Origin of the sequence: Humibacillus xanthopallidus (assembly GCF_006717145.1) — a bacterium.
Taxonomy (GTDB): Bacteria; Actinomycetota; Actinomycetes; order Actinomycetales; family Dermatophilaceae; genus Humibacillus; species Humibacillus xanthopallidus.
The window spans coordinates 2,092,065-2,118,888 of record NZ_VFQF01000001.1; the positions used below are offsets into that span (position 1 = coordinate 2,092,065).

The following is a 26,824-nucleotide window of genomic DNA, read 5'->3' on the forward strand; positions in this document are numbered from 1 at the left end:
CCGCACGACGCCGGAAGTTCGACGACTGCTCGGAAATTCTTCACCGGACATCCGTCTCGACGCAGCCAGCGGGCCTAGATTGCGGGAGGTGGCACGGCGCCACCCTTGGACGTCACCCGGAGGTTCCCTTGAGCCGCACCCTCACCCGCGCCGGCACCGTCGCCGCGGTCGGCCTCACCGCCATCGCGCTCGCTGCTTGCTCGGCCCCGAAGAACGACAGCTCCGGCGGATCGGCCGGAGCGAGCGGCGGGTCCTCGGCCAGCGCCGCCACCGCGACCTCGGCCGCCGACCTCGGCGGCATGGCCGCCCTCGAGGCGGCCGCGAAGAAGGAGGGCGCGCTCAACGTCATCGCGCTGCCCCCGGACTGGGCCAACTACGGCCAGATCCTCAAGGACTTCGCCGCGAAGTACCCCGAGATCAAGATCACGAGCTCGCAGCCCGACGCCGGCAGCGCCGACGAGATCGCTGCCGCCCAGCGGCTCAAGGGCCAGTCCGGGGCTCCCGACGTCTTCGACCTCGGCCCGGCTGTCGCCCTCGCCAACACGAGCATGTTCGCGCCCTACAAGGTCGCCGACTTCGACAAGATCCCGAGCGACTTCAAGGAGCCGTCGGGCCAGTGGGTCAACGACTACGGCGGCCTCATGACGGTCGGCTACGACTCGGCCAAGGTCCCCGCGCCGACCTCGCTCGCCGACCTCATGAAGCCGGAGTACAAGGGCAAGGTGGCGCTCAACGGCGACCCGATCAAGGCCGGCGCGGCCTTTGCGGGTGTGCAGATGGTCTCGATCGCCGAGGGCGGCAGCCCCGAGGACCCCACCAAGGGCATCGAGTGGTTCGCCAAGCTCAAGGCGGCCGGCAACTTCCTCCCGGTCGACCCCACGCCGGCCACGATCCAGTCGGGGCAGACGCCCGTCGTCTTCGACTGGTCCTACAACCAGGTCGGCGTGACCCCGAAGCTGTCGACCTGGAAGATGTGGACCCCGCCGAACGCCAACCTCATGACGTACTACGTCCAGGCGATCAACAAGGACGCGCCGCACCCGGCCGCCGCCCGCCTGTGGGAGGAGTACCTCTACTCCGCCGGCGGCCAGAACGCCTGGCTCAAGGGCGGGGCCAAGCCGGTCCTCTTCGACGAGATGGACAAGGCCGGCACGCTCGACAAGACGGCTGCGTCGGCGCTGCCGCCGGTGACGACCCCGGTCATCCCGACGTCCGACCAGACCGACAAGGCCAAGGCGATCCTCGCCAAGGAGTGGGCGAACGCCATTGGCTGACGACGTGGCCCCGGCCCGGGGGCGCCGACGGTTCCGGCCGTCGGGCGCCCTCGCCGGGGTCGTCCCGTTCTTCGCCTACACGACCGTCTTCCTGCTCGTACCGACCCTCGTCGTCGTGGTCGGCGCGTTCCTCGGTCCCGAGGGCGGTTTCACGACGGCCAACCTCGAGGCGCTCACCGAGCCTGGCTTCCTGACGGCCCTGCGGCAGTCGCTGGTGCTCTCGGCCGTGACCGCCGTGCTCGGCGCCGTCATCGGCGGCGTGCTCGCGTATGCCGTCTCGACCAGTCCTATCGACGGTGTCCTCCGGCGCTTCCTCACGTCGCTGTGCGGAGTCCTCGCCCAGTTCGGCGGCGTCGCCCTCGCCTTCGCGTTCATGGCGACCTTCGTCGGCTCCACCTCCATCCTCGGTGACCTGCTCACCTCGTCGGGAATCGACTCCACGGCGGGAGCCTGGCTATACACGTGGGACAAGGGCCTGATGCTCGTCTACCTCTACTTCCAGATCCCGTTGATGCTCATCGTCTTCCTCCCGGCGGTGGAGGGACTGCGCCCGCAGTGGCGAGAGGCGACGGAGACCCTGGGCGGGACGACGTGGACGTACTGGCGCCGCGTCGCGCTCCCCATCCTGTGGCCCTCGTTCGTCGGGGCCACCCTGCTGCTGTTCACCAACGGCTTCAGCGCCTACGCCACCGCTCGGGCCCTCGTGTCGCAGGGCTCGCCCCTCGTCACGCTGAAGATCGACGACGCGCTGAGCTCGGAGGTCGTGCTCGGCCAGCAGGGCGTCGCCAAGGCCATGGCTCTCGCCATGGTCGTGGTCGTCGCCGTCGTCATGGTCGTCTACGGCGTCGTCGACCGGCGCGCCTCACGATGGCTGCAACGATGAGGGGCCGGCAATGACAGGGTCGCCGATGACAGGGTTGCCGCTGAACGGCGCACCGGTGAAGGGGCAGCGAGCCGTCCGGCTGCGCAGGCAGACCTGGTTCCGACGCGTCGTCGTCACGGTCGTCGTCATCGCCTTCCTCATCCCCCTCTACGGGATGCTCAACTTCACGACGCACGACCCGAGCGGGCAGGTCGACCTGACGACGTGGCGCACCCTCGTCGATGTCAACAAGATCTCGACCGACTACCCCGATCTCGCGACCGGCTTCGTCGCGTCGGTCGGGCTCGCCATCGTCACCGTCAGCGTCATGCTCGTGCTGCTCGTGCCGACGATGACGTGGGTCCGCCTGCGCCTGCCCTCGATGTCGCGGCCCGTCGAGTTCATCTGCCTGCTCCCCCTGACCGTCCCCGCGATCGTCCTCGTCGTCGGCCTGAGCCCCGTCTACTCGTGGCTGACCGACTGGCTCGTCTACTTCTTCGGCGAGTCGGTGGGTGAGTCGACGATCTGGCTGGGCCTCGCCTACGTCATCCTCGTGCTGCCCTACTCGTACCGCTCGATCGACGCGGGCCTGCGGGCCATCGACGTGCGCACCCTCTCGGAGGCGGCGAGGTCGCTCGGGGCCGGGTGGCCGACGGTCATGTGGCGCGTGGTCCTGCCGAACCTGCGCACGGCCGTGCTGTCGGCCTCGTTCCTGTCGGTGGCCCTCGTCCTCGGCGAGTTCACCATCGCGAACCTCTTCAGCCGCACGAACCTCCAGGTGGCGATGTACCTCCTGGGCAAGTCCGACGCCCAGATCTCGATCGCCGTCGGGCTCGTCTCCCTCGTCTTCGCCTTCCTCGTCCTGTTCGCCATGTCGTTCGTCGGCACGACGCGAGGACGCACCACCCGCAGCCCGTTCCGGCTGCGCCGTAACCGCCAGGAGAGCACATGAGCGCCCCCACCGAGACGGCCCGCGGCGTGACCGTCGAGCTGACCGACCTGCGTCGCAGCTACGGCGGGATCCCGGCCCTCGACGGCCTCACCCTGCACCTGGCGCCGGGCGAGCTCGTCGCGCTGCTCGGGCCCTCCGGCTGCGGCAAGACGACCGCCCTGCGGTGCCTCGCCGGACTCGAGGACCCCGACAGCGGCACCGTCTCGGTCGGCGGTCGTGATGTCACCGGCGTGCCGACCAACAAGCGCGACATGGGGATGGTCTTCCAGGCGTACTCCCTCTTCCCGCACCTGACGGCACGCGAGAACGTCGAGTTCGGGCTGCTGCTGCGCAAGCGCGCCGCCTCCGAGCGCCGCAGCCGCGCTGCCGAGATGCTCGACCTCGTGGGCCTCTCGAGCCAGATGGACAAGTACGCGCACCAGATGTCGGGAGGCCAGCAGCAGCGCGTGGCGCTCGCCCGGGCCCTCGCGATCGAGCCGACCGTGCTCCTGCTCGACGAGCCGCTCTCGGCGCTCGACGCCAAGGTCCGCGTGCAGCTGCGCGACGAGATCCGCCGCATCCAGACCGAGGTGGGCACGACGACGCTCTTCGTCACCCACGACCAGGAGGAGGCCCTCGCGGTCGCCGACCGGGTCGGCGTCATGCGCAGCGGCGTCCTGCAGCAGATCGCGGCACCGGAGGAGCTCTACTCCCGTCCGGTCAACGACTTCGTGGCCGACTTCGTCGGCGTGACGAACCGCGTGCCCGGTCACGTCTCGGGCGGCTCGGCCTCGGTGTTGGGGGGTCGGGTCGAGCTCCTGCCCGGCTCTGCCGGCGACGGGACGGCGACGGTGCTCGTGCGCCCCGAGCACCTCACCCTCGACCGCACGGCCGCGAACGCCACGGTGGTCTCGGCGAGCTTCCTCGGCTCGCACGCGAAGGTCGTCGTGACGCCCGACGCCGGTGCGGAGGGCACGGCCGCGGCGCCCCTCGTCGTCCAGGTGCGCAGCGCCGACGTCGGCTCGTTCTCGCCCGGTGACCGGGTGTGCGTCCGCCCGACCGGGGCCGCGGCCCTCGCCGTGGCGGCCGGCTGACCCAGCCCTCCCCCGACGGGACGGGTGACGGATCGTCGTCCCATCGACCTGCACGGGGCCCCGGCCGTATGCCGTGAAGCCAGGTCATCCGTCCCCGCCTCGGCTCTGCGGGCCATCGGGGTCCGCCGCTCGCCGGGCGTCGCTAGAGTCCTCAACGTGACGACGACACCTGACCTCCTGTCCGACCCGGCCACCGACCCCTTCGCCGTCGCGGAGCGGGCGGCCGCCGTCATCGCCGAGCGCACTGGAGCCGCACGGCACGACGTCGCTCTCGTGCTCGGCTCGGGCTGGGGCCAGACCGCCGACCTCGTCGGCGAGACCCTCGCCACCGTCGACCAGGCGGAGGTGCCGGGCTTCCACGGTGCCGCCGTCGCCGGGCACTCGAGCAGCATCCGCTCCGTCGCGATCAGCGACACCGGTCGCCGGGCGCTCGTCTTCGGCACCCGCACCCACTTCTACGAGGGCCGCGGCGTGCGGGCCGTCGTCCACGGCGTACGCACCGCCAAGGCCGCCGGCTGCACCACCATCGTGCTGACCAACGGTTGCGGCGGGCTCAACCCGGCGTGGCGCCCCGGCACCCCGGTGCTCATCCGCGACCACATCAACCTGACGGCGCACTCCCCCATCGAGGGCGCGAACTTCGTCGACCTCACCGACGTATACACCCCGCGCCTGCGCGCCATCGCCCGTGCCGTCGACCCCGACCTCGACGAGGGCGTCTACGTCCAGTTCCGCGGGCCGCACTACGAGACGCCTGCCGAGGTGCAGATGGCCAAGGTCATCGGCGGCGACCTCGTCGGCATGTCGACCTCGCTCGAGGCGATCGCCGCCCGTCAGGCCGGCCTCGACGTGCTCGGCATCTCGCTCGTGACCAACCTCGCCGCCGGCATCTCGGACACCCCGCTGTCGCACGCGGAGGTCCTCGAGGCCGGCCAGGCGGCGGCTGCCCGCTGCGGCCGCCTCCTCGCCGAGGTCGTCGGGAGGATCTGATGGCCGAGGTCCCCGCCACCGAGTCCGCGCCCTCCGCCGAGTCCGCCTCGACCACGCAGACGCTGTATGCCGCCGCGCGGGCCTGGCGCGACGACGACCCCGACCCGACGACGCGCTCCGAGCTCGAGTCCCTCCTCACCGCGGCCGAGTCCGGTGACGAGGCTGCGCAGGCCGACCTCGCCGACCGCTTCGTCGGCATGCTCGAGTTCGGCACGGCCGGCCTGCGCGGCGCCCTGGGTGCAGGCCCCAACCGGATGAACCGCAGCGTGGTCATCCGTGCGGCAGCCGGCCTCACGGCATACCTCAAGCAGGAAGGCGGTGCGGGTGAGCGGCCCTGTGTCGTCATCGGATTCGATGCGCGCTACAACTCCGACGTCTTCGCCCGTGACACGGCGGGTGTCGTCGTCGCCGCCGGTGGCCGGGCGCTGCTCCTCCCCCAGCCGCTGCCGACGCCGGTGCTCGCGTTCGCCATCCGCCACCTCGGGGCCGACGCCGGGGTGATGGTGACGGCGAGCCACAACCCGCCGCAGGACAACGGCTACAAGGTCTACCTCGGCGACGGCAGCCAGATCGTGCCGCCGGCCGACGCCGACATCGCCCGCCACATCGCCGCCGTCGAGCGCGTCGCCGACGTCCCGCGGGCGCACGAGGGTTGGGAGACCCTCGGCGAGCGGCTACTGTCCGACTACCTCGACGCCGTCGTCACGGTCGTCGACCCGAGCTCCCCGCGTGACCTCTCGATCGTGCACACGAGCCTGCACGGCGTCGGGCACGGCACGGTGCACGAGGCCTTCCTGCGGGCCGGCTTCGCGGCCCCCCTCGCGGTCGACGAGCAGGCCGTGCCCGACCCCGACTTCCCGACCGTCGCCTTCCCCAACCCGGAGGAGAAGGGCGCGATCGACCTCGCCCTCGCCCGGGCGCGCGAGGTGCGCTGCGACCTCGTCATCGCCAACGACCCCGACGCCGACCGGTGCGCCGCCGCGATCCTCGACCCGGCCACCGGCGACTGGCGGATGCTGCGCGGCGACGAGGTCGGCGCCCTGCTCGGTGCGCACCTCGTGGCGCGGGGCGTCGAGCGGCGTGACGTCTTCGCCAACTCGATCGTCTCCTCGCGCCTCCTCGCCGCCATCGCGCGTGCCGCCGGCATCCGGCACGAGGAGACGCTGACCGGCTTCAAGTGGATCTCGCGGGTCGAGGGGCTGCGCTACGGCTACGAGGAGGCGCTCGGTTACTGCGTCGCACCCGACCTCGTGCGCGACAAGGACGGCGTCAGCGCCGCACTGCTCCTCGCCGAGCTCGCGGCCGGGCTCAAGGCGCAGGGTCACACGCTGTCGGACCTGCTCGACGACCTCGCGGCCGAGCACGGTGTGCACGCCACCGACTCCTTCGCGGTGCGGGTCGAGGACCTCGGCCAGATCGACGTCCTCATGGGGCGACTGCGTGCCGAGCCCCCGAGCTCCGTGGCCGGCATCGACGTCGCGCGGCTCGACGACCTGAGCCGCGGCGACGGAGGACTGCCGCCCACCGACGGGCTGCGCTTCCTGCTGTCCGACGACTCGCGGGTCATCGTCCGGCCCAGCGGCACCGAGCCCAAGGTCAAGGTCTACCTCGAGGTCATCGAGCCCGTGCCCACCCGCGACGACCTCAGCCGGTCGCGCGCGATGGCGGAGACCCGGCTCGCCGCGGTGCGGGCCGACCTCGAGCGCCTCACCGCCCTCTGAGCGTCTGAGCGTCTGATCGGCAGGCGGGTGCCCTAGAGGACGACGACGCCGAGGACGAAGAAGGCGAGTGCCGCCACGAGCAGGCCCACCGACACGGGGTCCCAGGTCTGGTGGGCGATGCGTGGCGTCGGGTCGCCCTTGCGCCGTCGGTCGGCCTCGATGCGCGCCTCGACCTCAGCCGCGATCGACTGGGCCTCGACCTTGGCCCGCTTGACCGGCTCCTCGGCCGGTCGGGTGCCCGACGCACTGACGCTGCCGGCCTTGGCCATCCGGTTGGCGGGCACGGTGAGCAGCGACCGGCCGTACTTCGGGCGGCCGGGGTCGGCGGGCACGCCCCACGCGGTGTACTTCTTCCCCTCGGCGACGAGCTCGAGGGCCCACTTGGAGCGCACCTCGGTGATCGTCGGCCACGTGAGGTCGACGACGCGCATCGGGTTGACGAGCCGGATGCCCTCGTCGTGGATGACGGCGGCCGGCCGCACGACGAAGAGCCACAGCAGCACGAGCGCGAGCGTCACCGATGAGACGAGCGCCCAGCTGACGGGCTCGGTGAGCAGCGCCGGCACGAGCAGGGCGAGCCCGGCCACGCCGGCGACCGCACCGACGGCGATGCTGGATCCGGGTCGCAGCGCTCGGCCCCTCGGCCGGCTCGTGTCGCCCATCGTCACTGCTCCTCGCCTCCACGCTCGTCCAACCTGGGGTTCCGCCGGGGTTCGTCCGGGGTTCGTGGGCCACTTCGACCGTCTTCGTCCGGATCTGCACGTCGGTCGGCCCCGTTCTGGCAGAGACTGTCTCACGCCCGGCTGTCAGAACCGTGCCGTCGGGCTCCCGGCGACCCTTCGGGCGGACGTGGCCGTCTCGAATCGTGGATAGACTCCCGGAGTGACTGTAAGCACCACCACCCGCTCGGCTGCGGAGCTGACGGCCCAGGCGCGCGACGTCCTCGGCGTGTCACGCCTGACGAACCGTGCCCTCACGTCCTGGCTCCACGGCCTGCCCGGCGTCGACCAGGTCGGCTGCGAGGGCCGCGTCGCCGGTCTCGGCACCCGGTCGATCAAGACGACGAGCAAGGCCTGGGCGATCGACACCGCGATCAGCATGATCGACCTGACGACGCTCGAGGGCTCCGACACCCCCGGCAAGGTCCGCTCGCTGTGCGCCAAGGCGCTCGTGCCGGACCCCCTCGACCCGACGACCCCGCGCCCCGCGGCCATCTGCGTCTACGGCGACATGGTGGCGACGGCGAAGACGGCGCTCGGCGACAGCGGCATCCACGTGGCCGCCGTCGCGACGGCGTTCCCGTCGGGCCGGGCGAGCATGGCGGTCAAGCTCGCCGACACCCGCGACGCCGTCAAGGCCGGGGCCGACGAGATCGACATGGTCATCGACCGCGGCGCGTTCCTCTCCGGCGACTACCTCACGGTCTTCAACCAGATCACCGAGGTGAAGCAGGCCTGCGGCGACGCGCACCTCAAGGTGATCATGGAGACCGGCGAGCTCGTCACCTACGACAACGTGCGCCGCGCCTCCTACCTCTCGATGCTCGCTGGCGGTGACTTCATCAAGACCTCCACCGGCAAGATCCAGCCGGCGGCGACCCTGCCCGTCACCCTCGTCATGCTCGAGGCCGTGCGCGACTGGCGTGACCTCACCGGCGTCCAGGTCGGCGTCAAGCCCGCCGGCGGCATCCGCACGACGAAGGACGCGATCAAGTACCTCGTCATGGTCAGCGAGATCGCCGGGGAGGACTGGCTCACGCCCGAGTGGTTCCGCTTCGGCGCCTCGGGCCTGCTCAACGACCTTCTCCTGCAACGGCAGAAGCTCGCGACAGGCGCCTACTCCGGCGCCGACTACGTGACGATCGACTGACCGACGAAGGATCTGCGCATGCCCACGTTCGACTACGCCCCCGCGCCCGAGTCGCGATCGGTCGTCACGATCGCTCCGACCTACGGCTTCTTCATCGACGGCGCCTTCACGCGCCCCAAGGCGACCTTCGCCACCCTCAACCCCGCTGACGAGTCGGTGCTCGCCGAGGTCAGCCAGGCCGGCCCCAGAGACGTCGACAAGGCCGTCGCCGCCGCCCGTCGCGCGTTCGAGGGAGAGTGGGGGCGCCTCAGCGGCGCCGAGCGCGGCAAGTACCTCTTCCGCATCGCGCGCATCCTCCAGGAGCGCGCCCGCGAGTTCGCGGTGCTCGAGACGCTCGACAACGGCAAGCCGATCAAGGAGACCCGCGACTTCGACGTGCCCACAGCCGCGGCGCACTTCTTCTACCACGCAGGCTGGGCCGACAAGCTGGAGTATGCCGGCCTGTCGGCTCCCGGCACTACAGCACGTCCGCACGGCGTCGTCGCGCAGGTCATCCCGTGGAACTTCCCGCTGCTCATGCTCGCGTGGAAGATCGCCCCGGCGCTCGCGACCGGCAACACCGTCGTGTTGAAGCCGGCCGAGAGCACGCCCCTCTCGGCGCTGCTCTTCGCCGAGGTGTGCCAGCAGGCCGACCTGCCGCCCGGCGTCGTCAACATCATCACGGGTGACGGCCGCACCGGCCAGGCGCTCGTCGAGCACCCCGACGTCGACAAGATCGCCTTCACCGGCTCGACCGAGGTGGGCAAGACCATCGCCCGCGCGATCGCCGGCACGGCGAAGAAGGCGACCCTCGAGCTGGGCGGCAAGGCGGCCAACGTCGTCTTCGACGACGCCCCGATCGACCAGGCCGTCGAGGGCATCGTCGGCGGCATCTTCTTCAACCAGGGCCAGGTCTGCTGCGCCGGGTCGCGGCTGCTCGTGCAGGAGAACGTCCACGACGAGGTCGTGGCCAAGCTGAAGCGCCGGCTGCAGACCCTGCGCGTCGGAGACCCGATGGACAAGAACAGCGACCTCGGCGCGATCAACTCCCGCGAGCAGCTCGACCGCATCACGACCCTCGTCGACGCGGGTGTCGCCGAGGGCGCCGAGCGCTGGAGCCCGGAGTGCACCCTGCCGACCAAGGGCTATTGGTACCCGCCCACCCTGCTCACCGGTGTCGCGCAGACCCACCGGGTCGCGACGGAGGAGATCTTCGGGCCGGTCCTGTCGGTCCTCACCTTCCGCACGCCGCAGGAGGCGGTCGCCAAGGCCAACAACACGGCATACGGCCTCTCGGCGGGTGTCTGGACCGAGAAGGGCTCGCGCATCCTCTGGATGGCCGACCAGCTGCGGGCCGGCGTCGTGTGGGCCAACACCTTCAACCGCTTCGACCCGACGTCGCCCTTCGGTGGCTACAAGGAGTCGGGCTACGGCCGCGAGGGCGGACGCCACGGCCTCGAGGCCTACGTCACGACCACCCCTGCGACCCCGACGGGAGCCACCCGATGAGCCGCCTCGACGTGCGCAAGACCTACAAGCTCTACATCGGCGGGAAGTTCCCCCGCAGCGAGTCCGGGCGGTCGTATGCCGTCCAGTCGGCCTCCGGGGAGTTCCTCGCCAACGCGTCGATGGGCTCGCGCAAGGACGTGCGCGACGCCGTCGTCGCGGCCCGAGCGGCCTTCGGCGGCTGGGCCGCCGCGACGCCCTACAACCGCGGGCAGGTGCTCTACCGCGTCGCCGAGGTCCTCGAGGGCAGGCGGGCGCAGTTCGTCGACGAGGTGGCCGCCGGTGAGGGCCTGACAGCCCGTGCCGCCGCGGGCGTCGTCGACGCGGCGGTCGACCGCGTCGTCTGGTACGCCGGGTGGACCGACAAGATCGCCCAGGTCCTGGGCAACCTCAACCCCGTCGCCGGGCCCTACTTCAACGTGTCGGCTCCGGAGCCGACCGGGGTCGTGGGCGTCCTTGCGCCGCAAGCCTCCTCGCTGCTCGGACTCGTCTCTGTCGTTGCGCCGGTCATCGCGTCGGGCAACACGGTCGTCGTCGTCTCGTCCGCCGCGCGGCCGCTGCCGGCGGTCACGCTCGGCGAGGTGCTCGCGACCTCCGACGTGCCCGGCGGCGTCGTCAACATCGTCACGGCGCAGACCGCCGAGGTCGCGACGTGGCTTGCCGCGCACCGCGACGTCAACGCCATCGACCTCACTGGAGTCGCCGGCGCCGAAGGCGTCGACTGGGCCGGTCTCGAGGCCGAGGCCGCCGGCAACCTCAAGCGCGTGCTGCGCCCCCAGGTGGCGAACGGCGAGCCCGTGGAGCCCGACTGGACCGCCGCACCGGGCCTCGAGCGCATCCGTGCCTTCGTCGAGACCAAGACGGTCTGGCACCCCAAGGGCCTCTGAGCTTGGCCCCGGCACCCGGCCCGGCGGGCTCCGAGTCTGCGGCCCCGGGCCGTCGGCGCGTCATCCTCCTGACGGGTCCGAGCGGCGCCGGCAAGAGCCGCCTGGCCGAACGGCTGAGTGCTGCCCACGGGTGGCCGGTCGTCCGGCTCGACGACTTCTACCGCGAGGACCACGACCCGCACCTGCCGCGCTCGCCGCTCGGCATCCCCGACTGGGACCACGTCGACTCGTGGCACGCCGACGCCGCGGTCGACGCGCTGCGCCGGCTCGTCGACGAGGGTCGGGTCGAGGTCCCCGTCTACGACATCGGCACGTCGGCCGTCACGGGCCGCCACGTCCTCACCGCCGGGCCCCACGACTATGTCCTTGCCGAGGGGCTCTTCGCCGGTCGCCTCATCGACCAGCTTCGAGACCAGGGGCTGCTCGCCGACGCCCTCTGCGTGCGCCAGAACCGCTACCTCACGGCGCTACGACGCTTCGCCCGTGACCTGTCGGAGCGACGCAAGCCGCCCCACATCCTCGTGCGGCGGGGCATGGCACTGCTGCGAGACGAGCCGCGGGTCATCGCCGAGGCGCAGGCTCACGGCGCGCGCTGCATCCACCCCAGGCAGGCCGAGAGCGAGCTCTCCGGCCTGCCCGCGACGTCTCTGGCGACCGGCGCCTGACCCGGAGCGTCCCGTCGGCTCCTGACGGCAGGCTGCCCACCGCCACGGGGTGGCGGTCCTCCATCTCGGGAGCGCGTCAGTGGGCGGCGGCCTCGTCGTGGCCCAGGGCGGCATACCCCGGCTTGATGACGTCGTTGATGAGCGCGAGCCGCTCGTCGAACGGGATGAAGGCGGACTTCATGGCATTGATCGTCACCCAGCGGAGGTCGGCAAGGTCCCAGCCCGCAGCCTCCGCGAGCAGGGCGGCCTCGCGGCTCATCGACGTGCCGCTCATGAGGCGGTTGTCGGTGTTGAGCGTGACGCGGAAGCGGAGCCGCTTGAGCAGGGTGATGGGGTGCAGCGAGATCGAGAGAGCAGCCGACGTCTGCAGGTTGCTGCTCGGGCACATCTCCAGCGGGATGCGGGTGTCGCGCACGTAAGCAGCCAACCGCCCGAGGCGCACGCGATCGAGCTCGACCTCGACGAGGGCTGCCGGGTTGCTCTTCGCGCCCTCGAGCCAGTCGGCGAAGGGGGCCCCGTCGATGGTGATGTCGTCGACGATCCGCACGCCGTGGCCGAGCCGGTCGGCGCCGCACCACTGGATGGCCTCCCAGATGGAGGGCAGGCCGAACGCCTCCCCCGCGTGGATCGTGAAGTGGGCGTTCTCGCGCCGGAGGTACTCGAAGGCGTCGAGGTGACGCGTCGGTGGGTGCCCCGCCTCGGCGCCGGCGATGTCGAAGCCGGACACGCCCTCGTCGCGGTAGCGCACGGCCAGCTGCGCGATCTCCGTCGACTTCGCGGCGTGACGCATGGCAGTGAGCAGCGCGGTGACGCGGATCGGGTGGCCCGCCTCCGCGGCCCTGGCCTCGCCGTCACGGAAGCCGGCGTTGACCGCCTCGACGACCCCCTCGAGCGTGAGGCCGGCACGCAGGTGCTGCTCGGGGGCGTAGCGGCTCTCGGCATAGACGACGCCGTCAGCAGCGAGGTCCTGCGCGCACTCGCTCGCGACGCGGAAGAGCTCGTCACGGGTCTGCATGACGGCCAGGGTGTGGTCGAACGTCTCGAGGTAGCGCGGCAGGGAGCCGGAGTCGGCACTGTCGCGGAACCACTGGCCGAGGGTCTCGGCATCTCCTGCCGGGAGCGAGTCGTAGCCGTTCGCGGCCGCCAGCTCGATGATCGTCGCGGGCCGCAGACCGCCGTCGAGGTGGTCGTGCAGCAGTGCCTTGGGAGCCCGGCGCGCCACCTCGCCGGTGAGACCGACGCCGGTCACGCCTCGTCCTCGCGGTGGACCGAGTCGGGAGAGAAGGCGGGCAGGCACACGGCGACGTACTCTGCGCCGTCGGGCCCGCAGGAGTAGCGGATGCGCTCCCCGCCGCGAGTGATGACGGACTGGCCGGCCGGGACCTCGAGGGTCCCGCCGTCATGGTCGACGAGCACGGTGCCGGCGAGCACGAGCGTGATCTCGTCGAACTCAGGCGTCTGGAAGGGCTCCGACCAACCCCCCGGGGCCTTCATGTGGGCAACGGAGACGGAGGCCTGAAGGCCGGCATCGGGCGTCGTCACGCCGCCGACGTGCTCCTCGATGACCTTGCCGCCGGGAACGGGGATACGCGTGGGTGAGGGAATCAGCTCTGGCACGCACCAACCCTACGCCCAGGACGTGCGGGCCCTACCTACTGCGGGGACCCGCTCCCGGCACGATCCGGGCGCGCGCCGGAATGGAACCTTCCGGCGGCCGCGAAACGAACGTCGCCCACTGGAAAAGGGCATGGAAATGCGACAACCCCGCCGGGAGACCCGGCGGGGTTGTCTAAAGTATGTCCGGCTGCGTCCTACTCTCCCACACCGTCACCAGTGCAGTACCATCGGCGCTGAAGGGCTTAGCTTCCGGGTTCGGAATGGAGCCGGGCGTTTCCCCTTCGCTATGGCAGCCGTAACTCTATGGAGATATCAAGGTCGGTGGTTGTTCTGCACCACCCCGCCTCATCCGCCGGCGACCTTGGGGTTGCTGGGGGTGTTGGGGGTGGTTTGTTTGCAGGACCCGTTTGTATCTCGGGAACTGCACAGTGGACGCGTAGCATCTTTGTAAGTCAAGTCATCGGCTTATTAGTACCGGTCAGCTCCACACATTACTGTGCTTCCACGTCCGGCCTATCAACCCAGTAGTCTAGCTGGGAGCCTCTCGCCCTCGCGGGCCTGGAAACCTCATCTTGAAACGTGCTTCCCGCTTAGATGCTTTCAGCGGTTATCACTTCCGAACGTAGCTAATCAGCGGTGCCCTTGGCAGGACAACTGACACACCAGTGGTTCGTCCATCCCGGTCCTCTCGTACTAGGGACAGCCTTCCTCAAGTTTCCTACGCGCACAGCGGATAGGGACCGAACTGTCTCACGACGTTCTAAACCCAGCTCGCGTACCGCTTTAATGGGCGAACAGCCCAACCCTTGGGACCTACTCCAGCCCCAGGATGCGACGAGCCGACATCGAGGTGCCAAACCATGCCGTCGATATGGACTCTTGGGCAAGATCAGCCTGTTATCCCCGGGGTACCTTTTATCCGTTGAGCGACGGCGCTTCCACAAGCCACCGCCGGATCACTAGTCCCGACTTTCGTCCCTGCTCGACATGTCTGTCTCACAGTCAAGCTCCCTTGTGCACTTACACTCGAAACCTGATTACCAACCAGGCTGAGGGAACCTTTGGGCGCCTCCGTTACCTTTTAGGAGGCAACCGCCCCAGTTAAACTACCCACCAGGCACTGTCCCTGATCCGGATCACGGACCGAGGTTAGATATCCAGAACGACCAGAGTGGTATTTCAACGTTGACTCCACCATCACTGACGTGACGGCTTCACAGTCTCCCACCTATCCTACACAAGCCGTACCGAACACCAATACCAAGCTGTAGTAAAGGTCCCGGGGTCTTTCCGTCCTGCTGCGCGTAACGAGCATCTTTACTCGTAGTGCAATTTCGCCGAGTTCGTGGTTGAGACAGTGGAGAAGTCGTTACGCCATTCGTGCAGGTCGGAACTTACCCGACAAGGAATTTCGCTACCTTAGGATGGTTATAGTTACCACCGCCGTTTACTGGCGCTTAAGTTCTCAGCTTCGCCGTGAGGCTAACCGGTCCCCTTAACGTTCCAGCACCGGGCAGGCGTCAGTCCGTATACATCGTCTTGCGACTTGGCACGGACCTGTGTTTTTAGTAAACAGTCGCTTCTCCCTGGTCTCTGCGGCCGATCACGCTCGGACAGCAAGTGTCGTCACGATCAGGGCCCCCCTTCTCCCGAAGTTACGGGGGTATTTTGCCGAATTCCTTAACCACGATTCACTCGATCGCCTTGGTATTCTCTACCTAACCACCTGAGTCGGTTTGGGGTACGGGCGGCTCGAACCTCGCTAGAAGTTTTTCTCGGCAGCATAGGATCACCCTCTTCCCGCATTCGCGGTCACTATCAGGTCTCAGGCTTCATGCGGTCCGGATTTGCCTGGACCGCGCCCTACACCCTTGGACGTGGACTACCATCGCCACGCGGAGGCTACCTTCCTGCGTCACTCCATCGCTTGACTACTACAAGGTCGGGTCGTGCGCTCCACACACCCGGTGACCCCGAAGGGTCGATGGGCGTGCTTCAGGCACTTAGCATCACTCGGTTCATCAGGGGCGGTTCTTCGCCGGTTCCGGAATATCAACCGGATGTCCATCGACTACGCCTGTCGGCCTCGCCTTAGGTCCCGACTTACCCAGGGCAGATTAGCTTGACCCTGGAACCCTTGGTTATTCGGCGGACGGGTTTCTCGCCCGTCATTCGCTACTCATGCCTGCATTCTCACTCGTGTGGCCTCCACGGCTGGTTCACACCGCCGCTTCCCTGGCCACACGACGCTCCCCTACCCATCAACACGCCTGGACACCGAACCCGCAGGTGTCGGTGCCGAGCAAATATGTCAATGCCACAGCTTCGGTGGTGTGCTTGAGCCCCGCTACATTGTCGGCGCGGAATCACTTGACCAGTGAGCTATTACGCACTCTTTCAAGGGTGGCTGCTTCTAAGCCAACCTCCTGGTTGTCACAGCAACTCCACATCCTTTCCCACTTAGCACACGCTTAGGGACCTTAGCTGGTGATCTGGGCTGTTTCCCTCTCGACTACGGAGCTTATCCCCCGCAGTCTCACTGCCACGCTCTCACTTACCGGCATTCGGAGTTTGGCTAACGTCAGTAACCTGGTGAGGCCCATCAGCTATCCAGTAGCTCTACCTCCGGCAAGAAACACGTGACGCTGCACCTAAATGCATTTCGGGGAGAACCAGCTATCACGGAGTTTGATTGGCCTTTCACCCCTACCCACAGCTCATCCCCTCAGTTTTCAACCTAAGTGGGTTCGGTCCTCCACGCAGTCTTACCTGCGCTTCAACCTGGCCATGGGTAGATCACTCCGCTTCGGGTCTAGACCCAGCGACTATGGGCGCCCTATTCGGACTCGCTTTCGCTACGGCTTCCCCACACGGGTTAACCTCGCCACTGAGCACTAACTCGCAGGCTCATTCTTCAAAAGGCACGCTGTCACCCCACACGCCCAACGGCGGGAGGCTCCAACGGATTGTAGGCACACGGTTTCAGGATCTATTTCACTCCCCTCCCGGGGTACTTTTCACCTTTCCCTCACGGTACTTGTCCGCTATCGGTCACCAGGGAATATTTAGGCTTAGCAGGTGGTCCTGCCAGATTCACACGGGATTTCTCGGGCCCCGTGCTACTTGGGATACCCACCGGGAGTCCACACCATTTCGTCTACGGGGGTCGCACCCTCTGTGCCGAGCCATTCAATGCTCTTCGACTATGACGCAGATTTCTCACTCCCTGCCGGCCTGTCAGAGCCAGCTGGCGGGTCCCACGACCCCGGACGTGCAACGCCTGACAGCTATCACACACGCCCGGTTTAGCCTCATCCGCTTTCGCTCGCCACTACTCACGGAATCACTGTTGTTTTCTCTTCCTGTGGGTACTGAGATGTTTCACTTCCCCACGTTCCCTCCACACACCCTATATATTCAGGTGCGGGTGACTGGACTTGCCTCCAGCCGGGTTTCCCCATTCGGAAATCCTCGGATCACAGTCTGGTTATCGACTACCCGAGGCTTATCGCAGATTCCTACGTCCTTCTTCGGTTCCTGGTGCCAAGGCATCCACCGTGTGCCCTTAAAAACTTGAACACTACAAAGATGCTCGCGTCCACTGTGAAGTTCTCAACATACAACCGGCACCCCACACCCGAAGCAGCCAACGCCACTCCATCGATGAGGCCCACGACCAGAAGAAACCAGCCGGCACACACCACCACCACCACAACACCCCCGTAAGGGGGATCGCGGTGGACAGCCAGTGCGCGTCGCCCGATCCTTCAGGACCCAACAACGTGTCACGGACACCACCCCCACCCGCCACCACGTTCCACTGCCCAGCCGAAGCTGTGACTTGTACTTGTGACGGCGACCAGCGCCGGTGTCCAATAATCGATGTTCCACCCTTGAGCACCCGCTGTCCCACACTCGGGGACAGACCGGGCTCTGGACCACAACCAGGACCACGAAGGACCGGCTGCGGGCAGAAGCTCCTTAGAAAGGAGGTGATCCAGCCGCACCTTCCGGTACGGCTACCTTGTTACGACTTAGTCCCAATCGCCAGTCCCACCTTCGACGGCTCCCCCCACAAGGGTTGGGCCACCGGCTTCGGGTGTTACCGACTTTCGTGACTTGACGGGCGGTGTGTACAAGGCCCGGGAACGTATTCACCGCAGCGTTGCTGATCTGCGATTACTAGCGACTCCGACTTCATGGGGTCGAGTTGCAGACCCCAATCCGAACTGAGACCGGTTTTTTGGGATTCGCTCCACCTTGCGGTATCGCAGCCCTTTGTACCGGCCATTGTAGCATGCGTGAAGCCCAAGACATAAGGGGCATGATGATTTGACGTCATCCCCACCTTCCTCCGAGTTGACCCCGGCAGTCTCCCATGAGTCCCCAACCACCGAAGTGTTGCTGGCAACATGGAACGAGGGTTGCGCTCGTTGCGGGACTTAACCCAACATCTCACGACACGAGCTGACGACAACCATGCACCACCTGTACACCAGTCCGAAGACGCACCCATCTCTGAGTGATTCCGGTGTATGTCAAGCCTTGGTAAGGTTCTTCGCGTTGCATCGAATTAATCCGCATGCTCCGCCGCTTGTGCGGGCCCCCGTCAATTCCTTTGAGTTTTAGCCTTGCGGCCGTACTCCCCAGGCGGGGAACTTAATGCGTTAGCTGCGGCACGGATCTCGTGGAATGAGACCCACACCTAGTTCCCAACGTTTACGGCATGGACTACCAGGGTATCTAATCCTGTTCGCTCCCCATGCTTTCGCTTCTCAGCGTCAGTAGTGGCCCAGAGACCTGCCTTCGCCATCGGTGTTCCTCCTGATATCTGCGCATTCCACCGCTACACCAGGAATTCCAGTCTCCCCTACCACACTCTAGTCTGCCCGTACCCACTGCAAGTCCGGGGTTGAGCCCCGGATTTTCACAGCAGACGCGACAAACCGCCTACAAGCTCTTTACGCCCAATAATTCCGGACAACGCTCGCACCCTACGTATTACCGCGGCTGCTGGCACGTAGTTAGCCGGTGCTTCTTCTGCAGGTACCGTCACTTTCGCTTCTTCCCTGCTGAAAGAGGTTTACAACCCGAAGGCCGTCATCCCTCACGCGGCGTCGCTGCATCAGGCTTCCGCCCATTGTGCAATATTCCCCACTGCTGCCTCCCGTAGGAGTCTGGGCCGTGTCTCAGTCCCAGTGTGGCCGGTCGCCCTCTCAGGCCGGCTACCCGTCGTCGCCTTGGTGAGCCACTACCTCACCAACAAGCTGATAGGCCGCGAGCCCATCCCAGACCGAAAAACTTTCCACCCCCTGCACATGCGTACGAGGGTCATATCCGGTATTAGCTCCGGTTTCCCGGGGTTATCCCAGAGTCTGGGGCAGGTTACTCACGTGTTACTCACCCGTTCGCCACTGATCAGACCAAGCAAGCTTGATCGTCACCGTTCGACTTGCATGTGTTAAGCACGCCGCCAGCGTTCGTCCTGAGCCAGGATCAAACTCTCCGTTGATGTTCAAACACCCACCACCCCGAAACGAGGCGACAGGCAAAAACATTTGAACCCATGAAGGGCCCGAAACCCAGCTGAAGTCGAACAACCAGCTCAAAAAGAACTAGGTCATTCAGTTACAACCAAAGGATAATTCGCCCAGAACACCACACAACCACCCAAACGAGTGACCATGCCGCGCCCCAGAACGAGGTAATTGGCATCGATTATCTGACACGCTGTTGAGTTCTCAAGAATCGGACACACACCGTCGCACCGCTCCGTGAGCGATGATCAGGGGCAAGACCATCTAAGTTACCCGCCAGTCCTGAGGGAGTCAAACTCGCTCCGGCTCCAAGAGCCGCACCGCGTTCAACCCGCCAGAGGCGAGCCCCCGCCACCAGACGACCGGGCAAACCGACCGTCCATCTGTCTTGGGGATCAGCCCCGGGACCGGCCAACTTCGCTCGGTGATCTCTCACCGCCGCGGTGGCGTCCGTTCCTCCCTGTCGGGCTGACGAAGAGAACATTACACGGGGCCTGCGGCAAACGCCTAATCGGCCCCCCGGCCCTCCTCGCGGCGCCCCCGGACAGGCCGCTGACCTGCGTGAACGCCCTCAGGAGACGCGTTCGATGACGATCGGCGGAAGATCGGGCCTCGACCCCTCCGGGGCGATGAGGAAGCCTCCCTCGAGCGACTCCAGCGCGCGGTCGAAGCGCTCCGGCTCGTCGGTGTGCAGCGTGAGGAGCGGCTCGCCCCCGCGCACGACCGCTCCGGGCTTGGCGTGGATCTCGACCCCGGCGCCTGCCTGCACGGGATCCTCCTTGCGCGCCCGGCCGGCGCCGAGCCGCCAGGCGGCGACGCCGACGGCCAGCGCGTCGAGCTGCACGAGCACCCCGTCGGCCGGGGCGAGCACCAAGTGCGTCTCGCGGGCGGTCGGCAGCGGCGCATCGGGGTCGCCCCCCTGCGCGCGGATCATCCGGCGCCACACGTCCATCGCGCGCCCGTCGGCGAGCACGTCGGCCGGGTCGACGTCGTCGCGCCCCGCACCGGCGACCATCTCGCGGGCGAGGGCGAGCGTCAGTTCGACGACGTCGGGCGGCCCCCCGCCCTCGAGCACCTCGACCGACTCGCGCACCTCGAGGGCGTTGCCGGCCGTCAGCCCGAGCGGTGTCTCCATGTTCGTCAGCAGCGCGACGGTCTTGACCCCCGCGTCGGTGCCGAGCCGCACCATCGTCTCGGCGAGCTCGCGCGCCTGGCCGAGCTCCTTCATGAACGCACCGGAGCCCACCTTGACGTCGAGCACGAGCGAGCCGGTGCCCTCCGCGATCTTCTTGCTCATGATCGACGTGGCGATGAGGGGCACGCAGGAGACCGTCCCCGTCACGTCGCGCAACGCATACAGCTTCTTGTCGGCGGGGGCGAGCCCGGTGCCCGCGGCGCAGATGACGGCTCCGACGTCCTCGAGCTGGGCGAGCATCTCCTCGTTGCTCAGCGAGGCCCGCCATCCCGGGATCGACTCGAGCTTGTCGAGCGTGCCCCCGGTGTGGCCGAGCCCGCGCCCCGAGAGCTGCGGCACCGCCACGCCGCACGCGGCGACGATCGGCGCGAGGGGCAGGGTGATCTTGTCGCCGACTCCCCCGGTCGAGTGCTTGTCGCTCGTCGGGCGCGACAGCCCGGAGAAGTCGAGCCGCTCGCCGGAGCGGATCATCGCGTCGGCCCAGCGCGCGATCTCGCGCGGGCCCATGCCGTTGAGGTAGATCGCCATCGCGAGGGCCGACATCTGCTCCTCGGCGACGACCCCCCGGGTGTAGGCGTCGATCACCCAGTCGATCTGGGCGTCGGACAGCTCCTCCCGGTCGCGCTTGGCAGAGATGACGTCGACGGCATCGAAGGCTTCGCTCACGTGCCCATCCTCACCCATCGGCGCCTCTCGACGCAGGTTGTCAGGGCGGGCGCGTGGCGGACGCCGTTCACGGCAGCGCGCCCCCGACCTCCAGGTTGGCCGGCCCGAAGGCCTGCGGCAGGACTTCGGACATCGGCAGCACACCCTCGGGAGTCATCACGAGGCAGCTGGGGCCGCCGTTCTCCCAGAGCAGCTGGCGGCAGCGCCCGCAGGCCATGAGGGGCCGGCCGTCTCGACCCACGCAGTAGACCGCCGTCAGGCGCCCACCGCCGGTCGCGTGCAGCTCCGACACCATGCCGCACTCCGCGCACAGCGCGACACCGTAGGCGGCGTTCTCGACGTTGCACCCGGCGACGACGCGGCCGTCGTCGACGAGCCCGGCAACCCCCACAGGGAAGTGCGAGTAGGGCGCATACGCCCGCTCCATCATCTCGACCGCGCGGAGACGCAGGGCCTCCCAGTCCACCTGGGCAGCCTCCGCGCCCCCGCTGGGGTCGGTGCCACCCGACGGAGCCGACGTATGCAGTGGGGCCGCCCCCGCGGCATACGTGGGCTCTTCGGTTGGCTCGCCGGTGGGCGACGACACGGCTAGTGGCCCTCACCCTTGCGGTAGACCTGCCCGTCGGCTGCCGGCATGCGCAGGCGCTGGGAGGCGAAGGCGAGCACGAGCAGCGTCGTGACGTAGGGCGTCGTGCCCGACAGCTCGGGCGGCACGATGTCGGTCAGGGCGTACCAGGTGCCGACGAGCGCGCCGACGACGATGGCGAGGATGCCCTGGACCTTGCGGCCCTTGCGGACGATCTGCCAGACGCCGATCGCGATGAGGAGCACCGCGAGCAGCAGGAGGAACGCGTGCACCGTCGTGCCACCACCGCGCAGCTGAGCTGCGTCGGTGTAGCCGAAGAGCGCCGACCCGGCGAGCAGACCGCCGGGGCGCCAGTTGCCGAAGATCATGGCCGCGAGGCCGATGTAGCCTCGGCCGCCGGTCTGGCCGTCACGGAAGACGTTGGCCGCGACGAGCGCGAGGAAGCCACCGCCGAGACCGGCGAGACCGCCCGAGATGAGCACGGCGACGAACTTGTAGCGCAGCACGTTGACACCGAGCGACTCCGCCGCGACCGGGGACTCACCCACCGACCGCAGCCGCAGCCCGAACGCGGTGCGCCACAGCAGCCACCACGTGAGGACGAAGAGCAGCACGGCGAGGATCGTCACGACCGAGACGTTGGTGCAGAACGCGCGCAGGACGCCCGCGAGGTCCGAGACGAAGAAGATGTGCTTCTGCTCGAGCGTTCCGAGCGCATCCGAGAGACCGGGGATGGTCACCGTCGGCAGCTCAGGAAGCGGCGGCGACTGAGTCGGACCGCCGCCCGGCAGCGGGCTGAAGAAGCGCACCGAGAGGTACTTCGCGAAGCCGAGGGCGACGATGTTGAGCGCGACACCGGAGACGATGTGGTCGACGCCGAAGGTCACGGTGGCCACGGCGTGGACGAAGCCGCCGACGACACCGCCGACGACGGCGCCGACGAGGCCCCACCACGGCCCCATGTGGTAGCCGAGGAAGCCGGCTCCCCACGTGCCGAGGATCATCATGCCCTCGAGGCCGATGTTGACGACACCCGCCCGCTCCGACCACAGGCCGCCGAGGCCGGCGAGGGCGATCGGGACAGCGAGACCGAAGGCTGCGATGAGCAGGCCGGAGGAGTCGATGTCGTTGGCGCCGGTGACGACGCGCAGCACCGACACGACGAAGATGCCCGCGAGCAGGACGTAGACCCACTGGAGGCGTGTCAGCCCCAGCCCCCGCTTGCGCATCGGGGTGTTCTCGGGCACGACCTCGGTGCCCACGGTGAGGCCGGAGGCGCTCATGCGGACGCTCCTTCCACGCTCGGGGCATCGGATCTCGTGCCGGCCAGCTCCCTCGCGACGCGCTGTTGCTCGAGCCGCACGTCGGCCCGCCGGATCAGCTCGTAGGCGATGACGACGGCGAAGAGGATGACGCCCTGGATGATGAAGACGACCTCGGAGGCCACGCCTGCGCGGATCTGGAGGGCGTTGGACTGCACGTCGAGGAACGACCACAGCAGCGCCGCGACCGCGATGCCGAGCGGGTGGTTGCGCCCGAGGAGCGCGATGCCGATGCCGGCGAAGCCGAGCCCGGCCTGGAAGGTCGTGCCGTAGCTGTGGTCCTGCCCGAAGAGCAGGGGCATGCCGATGAGGCCGGCGAGGGCGCCCGAGATGACCAGGGTCGAGACGACCATGCGCGGCACCTTGACGCCGCTCGCGACGGCAGCCGTCTCGGACTGACCGGTCGCGCGGAGGTCGAAGCCGAAGCGGGTCTTGCCGATGAAGAACCAGTAGGCCACGCCGACGACGACGGCGAGGATGATGAGCGTGTAGACCTTGTTGCTCGCGCCCGGGATGAGGGCGAGGCCGTCCAGCTGCGACGACTCGGGGATCGGCGGCGTCGAGATCGTGTTGCTGCCCGGTTGCTTTACGGCCACCTTGAGCAGCAGCCACTGCACGACGCCCGTGGCGATCGCGTTGAGCATGATCGTGCTGATGACCTCGGAGATGCCGCGCTTGACCTTGAGGTAGGCCGCGATGCCGGCCCAGATGCCACCGGCGACCATCGCGACGACGAGGGTCAGCAGCACGTTGAGCGGTCCGGGGAACCAGGCCTGGCCGGCGAAGAGTGCTCCGGCGAAGGCAGCGACGCGGTACTGCCCGTCGACACCGATGTTGAAGAGGTTCATCCGGAAGCCGACGGCGACCGCGACGGCCGAGAGGTAGTAGACGGTGGCTCCGTTGACGATCTGGACGAGCTGGCGTGGCCGCGGCCACGACAGGATCGTCTGCCAGACCTCGACGACCGGGTCACCGAGGGCGAGCAGGATCGCCGACGTGACGAGGAAGGCGACGAGCAGCGCCAGCAGCGGTGCCGCGAGGCCGAGGAGGGCCTTGCGCGGGTTGAAGGTGCTCATCGGCTCTCCTCGACATCGCCCGTGTGGTCGGTCGGCGGGTCACCGGCGGGAGGGGCCGCGTCAGGAGCGGCCGCAGGGGCCGCGTCCGGAGCCGTGTCAGGAGCGGCGGCAGGGGCCGCGTCAGGAGCCGCGTCGGGAGCGGCGGCCGGAGCCGCGGCGCCGGTCATGGCAGCGCCGAGGTCCTCGGCGGTCACCGTGTCGGGGTCGAACGTGCCCGTGAGCCGCCCGCGGAGGATGACCTCGATGGTGTCGGACAGGCCGATCAGCTCCTCGAGGTCGGCCGAGATGAGCAGGACGGCGAGGCCGTCGCGGCGGGCCTTGCGGATGATGTCCCAGATGCTCGCCTGGGCGCCGACGTCGACGCCGCGGGTCGGGTGCGAGGCGACGAGCACCTTGGGCTCGTGGCTCATCTCGCGGCCGACGATGAGCTTCTGCTGGTTGCCACCGGAGAGCGAGCCCGCCTTGACGAAGATGGACGGCGTGCGGACGTCGTACTCCTTGACGATGCGCTCCGTGTCGGCCTTGGCGCCGGCGGCGTTGATGATGAAGCCCTTGGCGTTGGGCTCCTCGGTCTGGTGACCGAGGATGCGGTTCTCCCAGAGGGGCGCCTCGAGCAGGAGGCCGTGGCGGTGCCGGTCCTCGGGGATGTAGGCGACGCCGGCCTCGCGGATCTCGCGCGTGCGCCAGTCGGAGATGTCGGTGTCACCGAGGAAGACGAGGCCGGAGGTCGGCTCGCGCATGCCCATGATGACCTCGACGAGCTCGGCCTGGCCGTTGCCCTCGACGCCGGCGATGCCGAGCACCTCTCCGGCGTGGATCGTCAGGGTGATGCCGTCGAGCACGTTGCGGCTGTCGCCGAGACCGGCGAGGACGAGGTCCTCGGTGCGCAGCACGACCCGGTCGGTGACCGTCGACTCCTCCGTCTGGGGAGTCGGCAGCTCGGCCCCGACCATGAGCTCGGCGAGCTGGCGGGCGTTGACCGAGGCCGGGTCGACCGTGTCGACGGTCGTGCCCCGGCGGATGACGGTGATGGTGTCGGCGACCGACAGCACCTCGTCGAGCTTGTGCGAGATGAACAGGACGGTGAGGCCCTCGGACTTCAGCTCGCGGAGGTTGTCGAAGAGCTCCTCGACCTCCTGCGGCACGAGCACGGCCGTGGGCTCGTCGAGGATGATCACCTTGGCGCCCCGGTAGAGCACCTTGAGGATCTCGATGCGCTGGCGGGCGCCGACGCCGAGGTCCTCGACGAGGGCGTCCGGGTCGACGTCGAGGCCGTAGGCGTCGGAGATGCGCCGGATCTCGCGCCGCGCACCGTCGCCGATGCCGTGCAGCTTCTCGGCACCGAGGACGACGTTCTCGAGGACGGTGAAGTTGTCGGCGAGCTGGAAGTGCTGGAACACCATGCCGATGCCGGCATCGATGGCGTCGGACGGCGAGGCGAGGTGGACCTCGCGGCCGTCGACCCGGATCGTGCCCTCGTCGGGGCGCTGGACGCCGTAGAGGATCTTCATCAGCGTCGACTTGCCGGCACCGTTCTCCCCGACGAGGGCGTGCACGGTGCCGCGGCGTGCCGCGAAGCTGATGTCCTTGTTGGCCACGACGCCGGGGAAGCGTTTGGTGATCCCCTCGAGCTCTACGGCGTTCTCGCTCGCAGCCGGATCGGCGGCTCGCTCGGGTGCTGCAGCAGTGATGGCGACAACTCCTCGTCCGGGCCCGGGCGCGGGGTCCGGGCGGAGGTGGCGGCTCCCTGAGCCGGGGACGGACACGGCCCGCGATGACGCTACCGCGCCTCGCGGGCCGTGTCGCCCTTCTCAGGAATCTGACTGGTGAGCCTCTGTGCTCGGCCGGTCAGCCGTACGGGGTCAGACTCTGATCAGCAGGTGATCAGGGGGCCGTCGGGACGGTGATCTCGCCCGAGATGATCTTGGCCTTGTAGTCGTCGAGCTTGGTCTTGATGTCGTCGACCTTGCCACCGGTGGTCGCGTAGTCGACACCCCCGGCCTTGAGGTCGTAGACCTTGTTGCCCGTGATGTCCTTGCCCTCGGAGCCCGACTTCAGGAAGTCGTAGACCGCGACGTCGACCTTCTTGATCATCGACGTGAGGATGACGTCACGCACGTCGGGCGTGGCCGTCAGGGCCTGGTCGGAGTCGACACCGATCGCGAGCGCGCCCGCGGCCTTGGCGGCGGTGAAGACACCGGAGCCCGAGCCACCTGCGGCGTGGTAGACGACGTCAGCGCCGCCCTGGTAGAGACCCTCGGCGGCCGTCTTGCCCTTGGCCGGGTCGTTGAAGCCCGAGAAGTCCGGTGGCTGCGAGAGGTACTGGCTCTTGACCGTGACGGACGGGTTGGCGGCCTTGGCGCCGGCGATGTAGCCCGCCTCGAACTTCTTGATGAGGTCGGTGGCGACGCCACCGACGAAGCCGACCTGGTTGGTCTTGGACTTCAGGGCCGCCGCGGCGCCCACGAGGAAGGAGCCCTGCTCCTCGGCGAAGGTCAGCTGCGCGACGTTAGGCCCGGCGGAGTCGGCCGACGCGTCGTCGATGATGGCGAACTTGACGTCGGGGTTGGCCTTGGCGACCGCACCGATGGCCTTGGCGTAGGCGAAGCCGACACCGATGACGTGGGTCGCGCCCGCGTCGACGAACTGCTGGAGACGCTCCTCGGTCGCGGCCTCGCTCTCGCCGTTGACCTGCGTGGCCTCCTTGTACTCGATGCCGAGGTCGGCCTTGGCCTTGTCGAGACCGGCTGCCGCCGAGGCGTTGAACGACTGGTCACCACGACCACCGACGCCGTAGGCGACGCCGACGACGATCTTCTTGCCCGTCGCTGCGCTGGTGCCGCCGGCGGCCGACGAGGCCGCGGGGGTCTCCGGGGTGCTGCTTCCGCAGGCCGCGAGGCCGAGCGCGGCGGCGGCGACAACGGCCGCGACCTTGGTTGCGTGACGCAAGGGGTGCTCCTTAAATTCCGCGGGGCCAACGACGACATCGGCCCACATAGCACGGAACCATAGACCCGCAACCGACAGGATCTGCGCCGTCTCGGGGA

19 protein-coding genes and 3 rRNA genes are annotated in these 26,824 nt (G+C 68.3%); 10 read left to right on the forward strand and 12 right to left on the reverse strand.

Going from position 1 to position 26,824, the window contains the following annotated elements:
• Positions 1-128: 128 nt before the first annotated feature.
• The 6 genes from FHX52_RS09170 (at position 129) to FHX52_RS09195 (ending at position 6,872) form a co-directional block, all read left to right on the forward strand.
• On the forward strand, positions 129-1,274 hold the full coding sequence (locus FHX52_RS09170) for an ABC transporter substrate-binding protein (protein ID WP_141821608.1): 1,146 nt from the start codon (positions 129-131) through the stop codon (positions 1,272-1,274).
• Complete coding sequence (locus tag FHX52_RS09175; RefSeq protein ID WP_246069737.1) at positions 1,267-2,157, forward strand: ABC transporter permease; 891 nt, start codon at positions 1,267-1,269, stop codon at positions 2,155-2,157. The genes FHX52_RS09170 and FHX52_RS09175 overlap by 8 nt, the downstream gene beginning before the upstream one ends.
• A gap of 25 nt (positions 2,158-2,182) precedes the next feature.
• On the forward strand, positions 2,183-3,088 hold the full coding sequence (locus FHX52_RS09180) for an ABC transporter permease (RefSeq protein WP_185747151.1): 906 nt from the start codon (positions 2,183-2,185) through the stop codon (positions 3,086-3,088).
• A complete protein-coding gene (locus FHX52_RS09185) occupies positions 3,085-4,161 on the forward strand; it encodes an ABC transporter ATP-binding protein (RefSeq protein WP_141821609.1) in 1,077 nt (358 codons plus the stop codon). Before FHX52_RS09180 ends, FHX52_RS09185 begins: the two co-directional genes overlap by 4 nt.
• 156 nt (positions 4,162-4,317) lie before the next feature.
• Positions 4,318-5,151, forward strand: a complete 834-nt coding sequence (locus FHX52_RS09190) for a purine-nucleoside phosphorylase (protein WP_141821610.1) — start codon at positions 4,318-4,320, stop codon at positions 5,149-5,151.
• A complete protein-coding gene (locus FHX52_RS09195) occupies positions 5,151-6,872 on the forward strand; it encodes a phospho-sugar mutase (RefSeq protein ID WP_141821611.1) in 1,722 nt (573 codons plus the stop codon). The genes FHX52_RS09190 and FHX52_RS09195 overlap by 1 nt, the downstream gene beginning before the upstream one ends.
• 32 nt (positions 6,873-6,904) lie before the next feature.
• On the opposite strand, the gene FHX52_RS09200 is transcribed toward FHX52_RS09195, so the two are convergent.
• Entirely contained in the window at positions 6,905-7,534 is a 630-nt protein-coding gene (locus FHX52_RS09200; protein ID WP_141821612.1) for a PH domain-containing protein, read from the reverse strand.
• A 220-nt stretch (positions 7,535-7,754) separates the two neighbouring features.
• Between FHX52_RS09200 and deoC the strand changes: the two genes are divergently transcribed.
• From deoC to FHX52_RS09220, 4 genes are read left to right on the forward strand one after another with little or no spacing between them, the layout of a single operon-like run.
• Positions 7,755-8,741 (forward strand): deoxyribose-phosphate aldolase, encoded by a 987-nt coding sequence (deoC, locus tag FHX52_RS09205; RefSeq protein WP_141821613.1) that lies wholly within the window; start codon positions 7,755-7,757, stop codon positions 8,739-8,741.
• A gap of 18 nt (positions 8,742-8,759) precedes the next feature.
• Positions 8,760-10,229 carry an aldehyde dehydrogenase family protein gene (locus FHX52_RS09210; RefSeq protein ID WP_141821614.1) on the forward strand — a complete coding sequence of 490 codons (1,470 nt, stop codon included), beginning with the start codon at positions 8,760-8,762 and terminating at the stop codon, positions 10,227-10,229.
• Positions 10,226-11,113 carry an aldehyde dehydrogenase family protein gene (locus FHX52_RS09215; protein WP_141821615.1) on the forward strand — a complete coding sequence of 296 codons (888 nt, stop codon included), beginning with the start codon at positions 10,226-10,228 and terminating at the stop codon, positions 11,111-11,113. Before FHX52_RS09210 ends, FHX52_RS09215 begins: the two co-directional genes overlap by 4 nt.
• A gap of 2 nt (positions 11,114-11,115) precedes the next feature.
• The gene (locus FHX52_RS09220; protein ID WP_246069739.1) at positions 11,116-11,778 is read left to right on the forward strand and encodes a uridine kinase family protein; all 663 of its coding nucleotides are present in this window, start codon (positions 11,116-11,118) and stop codon (positions 11,776-11,778) included.
• A gap of 76 nt (positions 11,779-11,854) precedes the next feature.
• Here the strand turns inward: FHX52_RS09220 and FHX52_RS09225 are convergent, their stop codons facing one another.
• The 11 genes from FHX52_RS09225 to FHX52_RS09275 form a co-directional block, all read right to left on the reverse strand.
• Positions 11,855-13,027 (reverse strand): adenosine deaminase, encoded by a 1,173-nt coding sequence (locus tag FHX52_RS09225; protein WP_141821616.1) that lies wholly within the window; start codon positions 13,025-13,027, stop codon positions 11,855-11,857.
• On the reverse strand, positions 13,024-13,395 hold the full coding sequence (locus FHX52_RS09230) for a cupin domain-containing protein (RefSeq protein ID WP_141821617.1): 372 nt from the start codon (positions 13,393-13,395) through the stop codon (positions 13,024-13,026). Before FHX52_RS09230 ends, FHX52_RS09225 begins: the two co-directional genes overlap by 4 nt.
• A gap of 181 nt (positions 13,396-13,576) precedes the next feature.
• Positions 13,577-13,693 (reverse strand): 5S ribosomal RNA (rrf, locus tag FHX52_RS09235).
• Between the two features lie 150 nt (positions 13,694-13,843).
• A 23S ribosomal RNA gene (locus tag FHX52_RS09240) occupies positions 13,844-16,974 on the reverse strand.
• A 406-nt stretch (positions 16,975-17,380) separates the two neighbouring features.
• Positions 17,381-18,907, reverse strand: a 16S ribosomal RNA gene (locus tag FHX52_RS09245).
• The 16S, 23S and 5S rRNA genes sit together here, the layout of an rRNA operon.
• Positions 18,908-19,503: 596 nt before the next feature.
• On the reverse strand, positions 19,504-20,793 hold the full coding sequence (locus FHX52_RS09250) for a thymidine phosphorylase (RefSeq protein ID WP_141821618.1): 1,290 nt from the start codon (positions 20,791-20,793) through the stop codon (positions 19,504-19,506).
• A 67-nt stretch (positions 20,794-20,860) separates the two neighbouring features.
• Complete coding sequence (locus tag FHX52_RS09255) at positions 20,861-21,259, reverse strand: cytidine deaminase (protein WP_281288002.1); 399 nt, start codon at positions 21,257-21,259, stop codon at positions 20,861-20,863.
• A 122-nt stretch (positions 21,260-21,381) separates the two neighbouring features.
• Positions 21,382-22,662, reverse strand: a complete 1,281-nt coding sequence (locus FHX52_RS09260; RefSeq protein ID WP_141821619.1) for an ABC transporter permease — start codon at positions 22,660-22,662, stop codon at positions 21,382-21,384.
• Entirely contained in the window at positions 22,659-23,777 is a 1,119-nt protein-coding gene (locus FHX52_RS09265) for an ABC transporter permease (RefSeq protein WP_141821620.1), read from the reverse strand. Before FHX52_RS09265 ends, FHX52_RS09260 begins: the two co-directional genes overlap by 4 nt.
• Positions 23,774-25,375, reverse strand: a complete 1,602-nt coding sequence (locus FHX52_RS09270) for an ABC transporter ATP-binding protein (RefSeq protein ID WP_425460104.1) — start codon at positions 25,373-25,375, stop codon at positions 23,774-23,776. Before FHX52_RS09270 ends, FHX52_RS09265 begins: the two co-directional genes overlap by 4 nt.
• A 286-nt stretch (positions 25,376-25,661) precedes the next feature.
• Positions 25,662-26,726 (reverse strand): BMP family lipoprotein, encoded by a 1,065-nt coding sequence (locus tag FHX52_RS09275; RefSeq protein WP_141821621.1) that lies wholly within the window; start codon positions 26,724-26,726, stop codon positions 25,662-25,664.
• Positions 26,727-26,824: the final 98 nt, after the last annotated feature.